Here is a 7,442-nt window from a genome sequence, read left to right on the forward strand (position 1 = left end):
GCCTTCGGCAGCGGCATCTACGCCCCTCGCGCGGGCGTGCTGTTGCAGAACCGAGGTTCGGGATTCTCCCTCTTCGAAGGACATCCCAATGCCATCGCGCCGCGAAAGCGTCCCTTTCACACCATCATTCCGGGTCTGCTGGCGCAGCATGGCAAGCCGATCATGGCCTTTGGCGTCATGGGTGGACAATACCAGGCGGCGGGACATATGCAGATACTGGGCGGCGTGCTCGATCGTGGGCTCGACATTCAGCAGTCTTCGGACGTGCCGCGCAGCTTTGCGTTCGATGGCACGCTGACGCTCGAACCCACGATTCCCGGGGCTGTCGCCGACGACTTAATTGCGCGCGGTCATCGCGTGGTCTGGGCGGACGAACCGCTTGGAGGTTGTCAAGCCGTGCACGTCGATCCTTCCCGGGGCGTCATCTTCGGCGCGTCGGACCATCGCAAGGACGGCATCGCACTGGCAGCGTGACCAGGATGAGAAAGACCGCAATGTCGGATCGGACAGCATGAGCGAGATGGCAGAGGCGATCCTGACGATCGAGCGGCTGACGCTGGCGCTGCCCGCCGGCGCGGATCGTGCCTCTGCCGTCGAGGACGTTTCACTTGCCCTGTATCCGCGGCAGATCCTCTGCGTCGTCGGTGAATCCGGCTCCGGTAAATCGGTCTGCGCCGCTGCCGTGATGGGCCTGCTGCCCCAGGCCATTCGTCCGGTTGCAGGGGCCATTCACTTTGAGGGCCGCGATCTGCTGAACCTCCCGGCAGCAGAATGGCGGACGCTGCGCGGGCGACGCATCGCGATGATCTTTCAGGAACCGATGACGGCGCTCAATCCCGTGATCAGGATCGGCGACCAGATCATGGAAGCGTTCGAGGCGCACGACCAGTTCACGCCAACCGAGCGGCGCGCCCACCTGCTCGCCCTCCTCGAAGAGGTGGGCATGCGCGATCCGGAGCGGATCATCCGCAGCTACCCGCATCAGTTGTCGGGTGGCCAGCGTCAGCGCGCCATGATCGCCATGGCCCTCGCGCTCGAACCATCGATCCTGGTCGCGGACGAACCAACCACGGCACTCGACGTCACCACACAGGCGCAAATCCTTCGGTTGATCCGAGACATTCAGCAGCGGCGCGGCATGGCAGTGCTGTTCATCACGCATGATTTCGGCGTCGTCGCCGACATCGCTGACCGCGTCGCGGTCATGGAGAAGGGCCGCGTCGTCGAACAGGGGCCAATGGAGGACGTGCTCGAACGCCCGCAGCATCCCTATACGCGTCGGCTGCTCGCCGCGGTGCCCGGCGGGACCCCGCCGGTCCGGGCCGCGGTCGAGGACGAACCGATCGCCTGCGCTGCAACTGGACTTGCGAAGACCTATCGTGGCAACGACTGGTTCAGCTCGCAGACCGAGGTCGCAGCCGCGAAGAACGTGCACTTCGAAATCAGGCGCGGCGAGACGCTTGGCCTGGTTGGGGAGTCCGGCTCGGGCAAGAGCACGATCGGCCGGCTGGTGATGCGTCTGACCGACGCGGATGCGGGCGTGGTCCGCATCGGCGAACTGGATTTCTCCGCGGCCCGTGGGGCCCGCCTGCGGGCCGCCCGCAAGCACGTCCAGATGGTGTTCCAGGATCCCTTCGCCTCGCTCAATCCGCGTCGCCGCGTCGGGCGGATTATCGCCGACGGACCGATCGCGCATGGTGTCCCGAAGGCGGAGGCCTGCGCGCGTGCCGAGGAACTGCTGGCGCTCGTGGGTCTCGACCCAAGCGCGGCGCGACGCTTTCCGCACGAATTCTCAGGAGGGCAACGGCAGCGGATCGGAATTGCGCGCGCGCTGGCGCTCGACCCGGAGGTGCTGGTGGCCGACGAGCCGGTGTCGGCGCTCGACGTCTCGGTCCAGGCGCAGGTGCTCGCCTTGCTCGAGACATTGAAGGCGCGGCTGCGGCTGGCGGTGCTGTTCATCACCCACGATCTCAACGTCGCGGCCCAGGTCTGTGATCGGATCGCAGTGATGCGCCTCGGCGAGATCGTCGAGATCAGGCCGACGGCAGACCTGCTGAAACGGCCGGAGCATCCCTATACGCAGGCGCTGCTGGCCGCGATCCCGGGCAGGCAACGCAGAACACCCACGTCGGTCTGAACCACCGCATTCTCATTGAAGGAGGTCTCTGACATGCAGAAGCTCACGGAACTTCCACAGCTGCGCATCGGCCTTGTCGGCAGCGGCTTCATCGCCGCGTTCCATCTGCAGTCCATGCTCGGCGTGCGCAACGTCAGCGTCGGCGGCGTCTACAGCCGCTCCGCCGAGCGGCGCACGCGCATCGCGGACAAGGCGCGCAGTCTTGGCCTTGGGCCGGCGCGGGTGTTCGACAGCATCGAAGCGATGGCAATGTCCGGCGAGGTCGATGCGCTTTGGCTGCTGACGCCGAACGACAGCCGTCTCGACATCATGCGCGAGATCCACCGCGTGACCAAGGCCGGGGCTCCCCTGCGCGCCATTGCCTGCGAAAAGCCGCTCGCCCGCACGCTTGCCGAAGCGCGGGAGATGCGCAGGCTCGTCGAGGATGCGGGCCTGCTTCATGGCTATCTGGAGAACCAGCTTTTCTCGACCGCGGTCGTGCGCGGCAAGGACATCATCTGGCGGCGGGCGGTACCCGGAAGTGGACGCCCCTATCTCGCGCGTGCCGCCGAGGAGCATTCAGGACCGCACGAGCCATGGTTCTGGCAAGGCGACAAGCAAGGAGGGGGCGTGCTCTCCGACATGATGTGCCATTCAGTCGAGGTCGCACGCTTCATGCTGACCGCGCCCGGCGCAAAGCGCGACTCCTTGCGGCTGCTCAGCGCCAGCGCCACGACGGCCAATCTCAAATGGACGCGCCCCCACTACGCTGCCGACCTCAAGACGCGAATGGGGGTCGATTTCATCAAACGTCCGGTCGAGGATTTCGCGCGCGGGATGCTCACGCTGGAAGATGCCGACGGGCATCAATTGATGATCGAGGCGACAACCTCATGGGCCTATGTCGGCGCCGGCTTGCGCATCCAGCTTGAATTGCTTGGCCCCGAATATTCGATGGAGTTCTCCTCGCTCTCGACTGGCCTCAAGGTCTTCCTCTCCCGCGCGATCAGCGGATCAGAGGGCGAGGACCTCGTCGAGAAGCAGAATTCCGAGCAGGGTCTGATGCCGGTCGTCGAGGACGAAGCCGGCATTTACGGCTACACCGATGAGAACCGCCATATGGTGGAGGCATTCAGGCGAGGCATCGATCCGGCGGAAACCTTCGATGACGGGGTCGGCGTGATGGAAATGCTGATGGGACTCTATCGCTCGGCGGAACTTGGCCGGACCATCTATTTCCCGGATCCCGAGCTCGAACACTATGTTCCTCGCGTGGCTCGCTGACGGCGTGAAGCCCTGTCCTTGGCAAGGCCGCACTGCCGCGGCACCGGGTTCGGCGCCGCCGCTTCAATGCGGCATCGGGATCAGGGCGCGCAGGAGGTCCGGCTTCCAGGCCTGACGCGCGCTGTCGAAGATCGCGAAATCATGGTCGAACTGCCAATAGGCCCATGCCCAGCCGAGCCTGTCGGCGCTTCTCGCCACAAACGACAGGTATTTTACGCGACTGTCGGATGGAGCACGCTCGTACACACCGAACTCACCGAGGTAGATGGGACGCTTCTCTCTCTCCGCCCAGTGACTCATCTTCCTGAAATCGGCCGCAGCCTTCGCCTCGTCGTCCGGACTGCCCCAATCCAGGGGCCCGATCCGCGAAAACGTTTGTGACCAGGGCGCGCCCTGATGCGTGAATCGGATCGGCGCGTAATAATGAAAGGTGACAATGAGGTGCCTGTCATCGGCCGGCAGAACCAGCTCGTCGACGGGGATCTCATCCGTGTTGAGAACGGCGGCAACGACCGGCCGCTCGGGATTGGTGCGGCGGATGATGCCGAGACATTCATTGAGCAGCGCATTCCAGGCGGCGGACGTCATCTGTCCGCCAGGCTCATTCAAGACCTCGAAGACGAGCGCCGGATATCTGCCGGCGTAGCGCTCGGCGATCTGCCGCCAGAACGCCTTGAGCTTGTCGGCGCACTCGGAAACGTCGCGTTGGCAAAGGTAAGTATCGTGCTCGTCGACGATGGGAATGAGGCCCCTCGCGAGAACCTCTTCGATGACGGCGTCAAGCCGCCTCAGGACAATCTCATCCAGGACATTCCCCACGCCCATGAACTTGAAGCCGAAGAAATTGATCCTGACGTGCGAGAACCCGGCCTTCTTGATTGCCGTCAAATTGTCCAGGCGGAATGGCGCGTTCTGACCTCCTTCCCAGATCCCGTCATAGCCGAGAATGTTGATGCCACGCCCCAATCGCGGCGTGTCACGGGAAGCGGCCTGCTCGGCAGCGTGCGCGTGGGAGAATAGCGAGAGAAAAAATGCCGTTGCTGCAAGATTGAAGCTTCTCGGCCAGCGARCGCGTATGGCGGTCATCTTGCGTCCATTCGGAGTGACTAGAGTTCTGTCTGTGGCACAGGTCGACACGTCGCAAAGAAGAACCCCACCAGGAGCACCGACGTGAACATCGTCGAGCGAAGGAATGTCGTCTCCGTGAAGTTGGTCTGAAAGCTCAGGACGACAAATCCGATGATGAGCGCACAGTGCGACCGGTCGATCGCGCGAGCGGAAATCAGATAGAGGATCTTGCTCGAGAACAGCAGCACGCTCGCGGCAAACAGCGTGTACCCCAACAATCCCGTTTCGATCAGGATCGCGATGTAGCCGCTGTGATAATTGTCGAGCACCCAGCCGCGGCTCTGTTCGAAATAATCGTAGATCGACGGGATCGTCCAAAATCCGTTGATCCCGAAGCCGAGCAGCGGCGCGTCGTCAAAATGGCTGATCGCGTAGTGCCAGATGAAGGTCCGTTCGGTAAAATCGATGCTGGCGTCGCCGATATGGATGGCGTCATATCCCGTCGCATAAAAATACAGGATCAGGAAGCCGGCCAGAATGCACATGACGAACGGCAGGAGCGCATAGAGCCTCATGCAGCCGACCGACCACATCGAGGTCACGAGCAGTGCGCAGGCAGCCAGGGCAACGGCACCGGCGCCGCGCGATTCCGACGCGAGGACGCAAATTGACGCCAGCAGGAATACCACGAGAAAGGCCAGCCATCCCTGCCCTGTCATCTTCCGGTAGCAGGTCAGGAACATCAGATACGCGCCGACGAAGCCCAGCGTCTGCTTCGATTCGTAGACGCCCTGCCATTGACCGTTGTGCATCCAGCTGTGGTCTATCCCGATGTCGGGCACCGCAACCGCGAAGAATGCCGATGCGGCGACCAATATGAAAAGTCCAAGGGCCGTCGCCCTTACGACCTCGTCCATGTCGATACGCGTGACGAGGCAGAATGCGCCGAAGGTCGTCATCGCGAGCGCCGCGCTCTTCATGATCGCTGCGACGCTCAGGCTGGACCAGAACACCGAGGCGACGGCGAAGGTGTAGAATGCGACCAGCGCGATCAAGTCGGGGTTGAACTGCAACCGCRGACGCGGGCGCACGAACGCGCTTGCGTAGATCAGGACGACCCACATCAGAATCGCGACGGCCTGTTGCAGATAGGTCAGCTCTGCCGGCAGCAGCGCGGTGTTGAAGGTGCCCATCGATGCGACCACGTTGATCGTGATCGAGCAGCTGATCGCGGCCCTCGCAATCCCCTCGACGCCAGCGCTGCGCGTCGTCCAGATCGCGCTCCCGGGTGCCCCGGAATCCACCTCGGTGTGCAGGCTGGCCATGAAATGACCTTCCTTAGGCGCGGTTAATAATTTGCTAGCGCAGCTCGATCTCCCTGTGCGAGGCACCTCGCCCGCGACATTTAACGGTTTGGTAACGATACGCACCCGGCTCGATGCATTAATGCAGATTGCACGCCGCCGGTGTCTCGCCGGTAACGCACCTGCTATAAAGCGCAGACCCGGCTCGATCGATCTTCCCGGCTTATCTGGTGTCCCTGGTTACGCATGAACAGGCTTAGCAATACGTTCGACATCGCCATCGAGCAGGCGTTCGACTTTCTGTCTCCGGACTACGCAGAGCTGTTTGGCAACTCGGCCGCCACCGCGTTCCAGCATCCCCTCTGGCTGGATAGCCTCTACACCAGGCTCGCCTCTCATGCGGAGGCAACCCCTCTGGTTGTCGTGGTCCGCCACCGCCCGACCGGCAGGCTTGCGATGGTGCTGCCGTTGCTGCGGGTCAGGCGCGGTCCGATACGGACCGTCGAATTCGCCGACCTCCGCGTCTCCGACTATCTGGCGCCAGTGTGCAGCCCACACGTATTTTCCGACCTGCTCAAGGACGAAAGCGCGTGCGCGGAGATTCGGTGCCTCGTCCGCCCGTTCGACCTGCTCCGGATGACCAAGCTGCCGGACGGACGGCTTCCGATCGAGAACCTCCTGGCCGCGCCCCGCCGCGTCGCGATGGACACCAATGCCTATGCGACCGTTCTCGTCGCGCCGTTCGAGCAATGGCGAGCCAGTGCGATGGATCGCTCCTATCAGAAGGAGCTCGCAAAAAAATACCGGCAGCTCCAGAAGAAGGGCGCGCTCGGCTTTTCATGCTGCGATGACGGCGCCGCCGTGCGCGACGCGATGGACGTGATGAAGAAGTTTCGCGGTCCGCGCTTTCAGGCACAAGGCGACGGAGATCTGCTGCAGCGTCCCGAATATTACGGCTTCTATTCCGACGTGGCGCTCCGCGGTCTCGGCTCCTTTGTCCGGCTCTATACCATGAAGATGGATGGCGAGGTGATCGCCGCCGTGCTCGGACTTTGCCATCAGGGCAGCTTCCTCGTCATCATGAGCGCCTTCGACATTGCCGGATACAAGAGCCAGTCCCTCGGCGCGCTGATGTTCGAGCAGGTGGCGCGGGATTGCATCGAGCGCGGTGATCAGATGCTCGATTTCACCATCGGCGACGAGCCCTACAAGAAACTGTTCGGCGCGCAGCCTTCGCCGATGTGGGCGGTCACGCAGGCCGGCAGCACGGCAGGCGCCATATCCTTGTTCGCACTGAAGCAGGCTCCCTGGCTCAAACTGGCCGCCAAGCGAATGTCGGAGTTCAGGCTCCTGCCGACCCGCACCTCGACACCCACGCGCTGACCGGCGCTAGCCGCCGACGGGTGCAGCGCTCAGGCGCGCAACGCGCTTCGAACCTGCGCGAGCCAGCCCGGCCGCATTTGATCGACCTGGTGGGTGACACGACGCCGCAGGAAGTGCAGCCGCCGCCGCAGGTCCCAGCCGACATCGTTGCGGGACGTCAGAGCCTGACGGAACCGCGCCATCTTCAGTGATTGCTGGTCTGCCGCGACCTTGACGAGATCGGAATAGAACTCCGAAATCTTCTCCTTGCTCATGCCCTCCGTCTTGAGCCAACGCGGCGCATATTC

6 protein-coding genes and 1 pseudogene are annotated in these 7,442 nt (G+C 63.2%); 4 read left to right on the forward strand and 3 right to left on the reverse strand.

Going from position 1 to position 7,442, the window contains the following annotated elements:
* The 3 genes from ACXJL8_RS28100 to ACXJL8_RS28110 all read left to right on the forward strand — a co-directional run.
* Positions 1-474: gamma-glutamyltransferase (locus ACXJL8_RS28100; protein ID WP_456685965.1), on the forward strand; the 474-nt coding region annotated here is incomplete at its 5' end.
* Positions 475-520: 46 nt separating this feature from the next.
* The gene (locus ACXJL8_RS28105; protein ID WP_456621883.1) at positions 521-2,137 is read left to right on the forward strand and encodes an ABC transporter ATP-binding protein; all 1,617 of its coding nucleotides are present in this window, start codon (positions 521-523) and stop codon (positions 2,135-2,137) included.
* Positions 2,138-2,170: 33 nt separating this feature from the next.
* Entirely contained in the window at positions 2,171-3,400 is a 1,230-nt protein-coding gene (locus tag ACXJL8_RS28110) for a Gfo/Idh/MocA family protein (RefSeq protein WP_456621834.1), read from the forward strand.
* A 63-nt stretch (positions 3,401-3,463) separates the two neighbouring features.
* Here the strand turns inward: ACXJL8_RS28110 and ACXJL8_RS28115 are convergent, their stop codons facing one another.
* Complete coding sequence (locus tag ACXJL8_RS28115; RefSeq protein ID WP_456685966.1) at positions 3,464-4,486, reverse strand: glycoside hydrolase family 5 protein; 1,023 nt, start codon at positions 4,484-4,486, stop codon at positions 3,464-3,466.
* A gap of 20 nt (positions 4,487-4,506) precedes the next feature.
* Complete coding sequence (locus ACXJL8_RS28120; protein ID WP_456685967.1) at positions 4,507-5,793, reverse strand: O-antigen ligase family protein; 1,287 nt, start codon at positions 5,791-5,793, stop codon at positions 4,507-4,509.
* A gap of 225 nt (positions 5,794-6,018) precedes the next feature.
* On the opposite strand from ACXJL8_RS28120, the gene ACXJL8_RS28125 reads away from it, so the two are divergent.
* Positions 6,019-7,155 (forward strand): GNAT family N-acetyltransferase, encoded by a 1,137-nt coding sequence (locus ACXJL8_RS28125; protein ID WP_456621836.1) that lies wholly within the window; start codon positions 6,019-6,021, stop codon positions 7,153-7,155.
* A 29-nt stretch (positions 7,156-7,184) separates the two neighbouring features.
* On the opposite strand, the pseudogene ACXJL8_RS28130 reads toward ACXJL8_RS28125, so the two are convergent.
* A pseudogene (locus ACXJL8_RS28130) lies at positions 7,185-7,442 on the reverse strand (FAD-dependent monooxygenase); the annotation flags it as partial.

Source organism: Bradyrhizobium sp. P5_C11_2, from assembly GCF_054049755.1.

Bases quoted from the DNA above. Each gene is read 5' to 3' on its own strand.
- ACXJL8_RS28105 (WP_456621883.1), top strand. From the start codon at position 521: ATGGCAGAGGCGATCCTGACGATCGAGCGGCTGACGCTGGCGCTGCCC.
- ACXJL8_RS28125 (WP_456621836.1), top strand. From the start codon at position 6,019: ATGAACAGGCTTAGCAATACGTTCGACATCGCCATCGAGCAGGCGTTC.
- ACXJL8_RS28110 (WP_456621834.1), top strand. From the start codon at position 2,171: ATGCAGAAGCTCACGGAACTTCCACAGCTGCGCATCGGCCTTGTCGGC.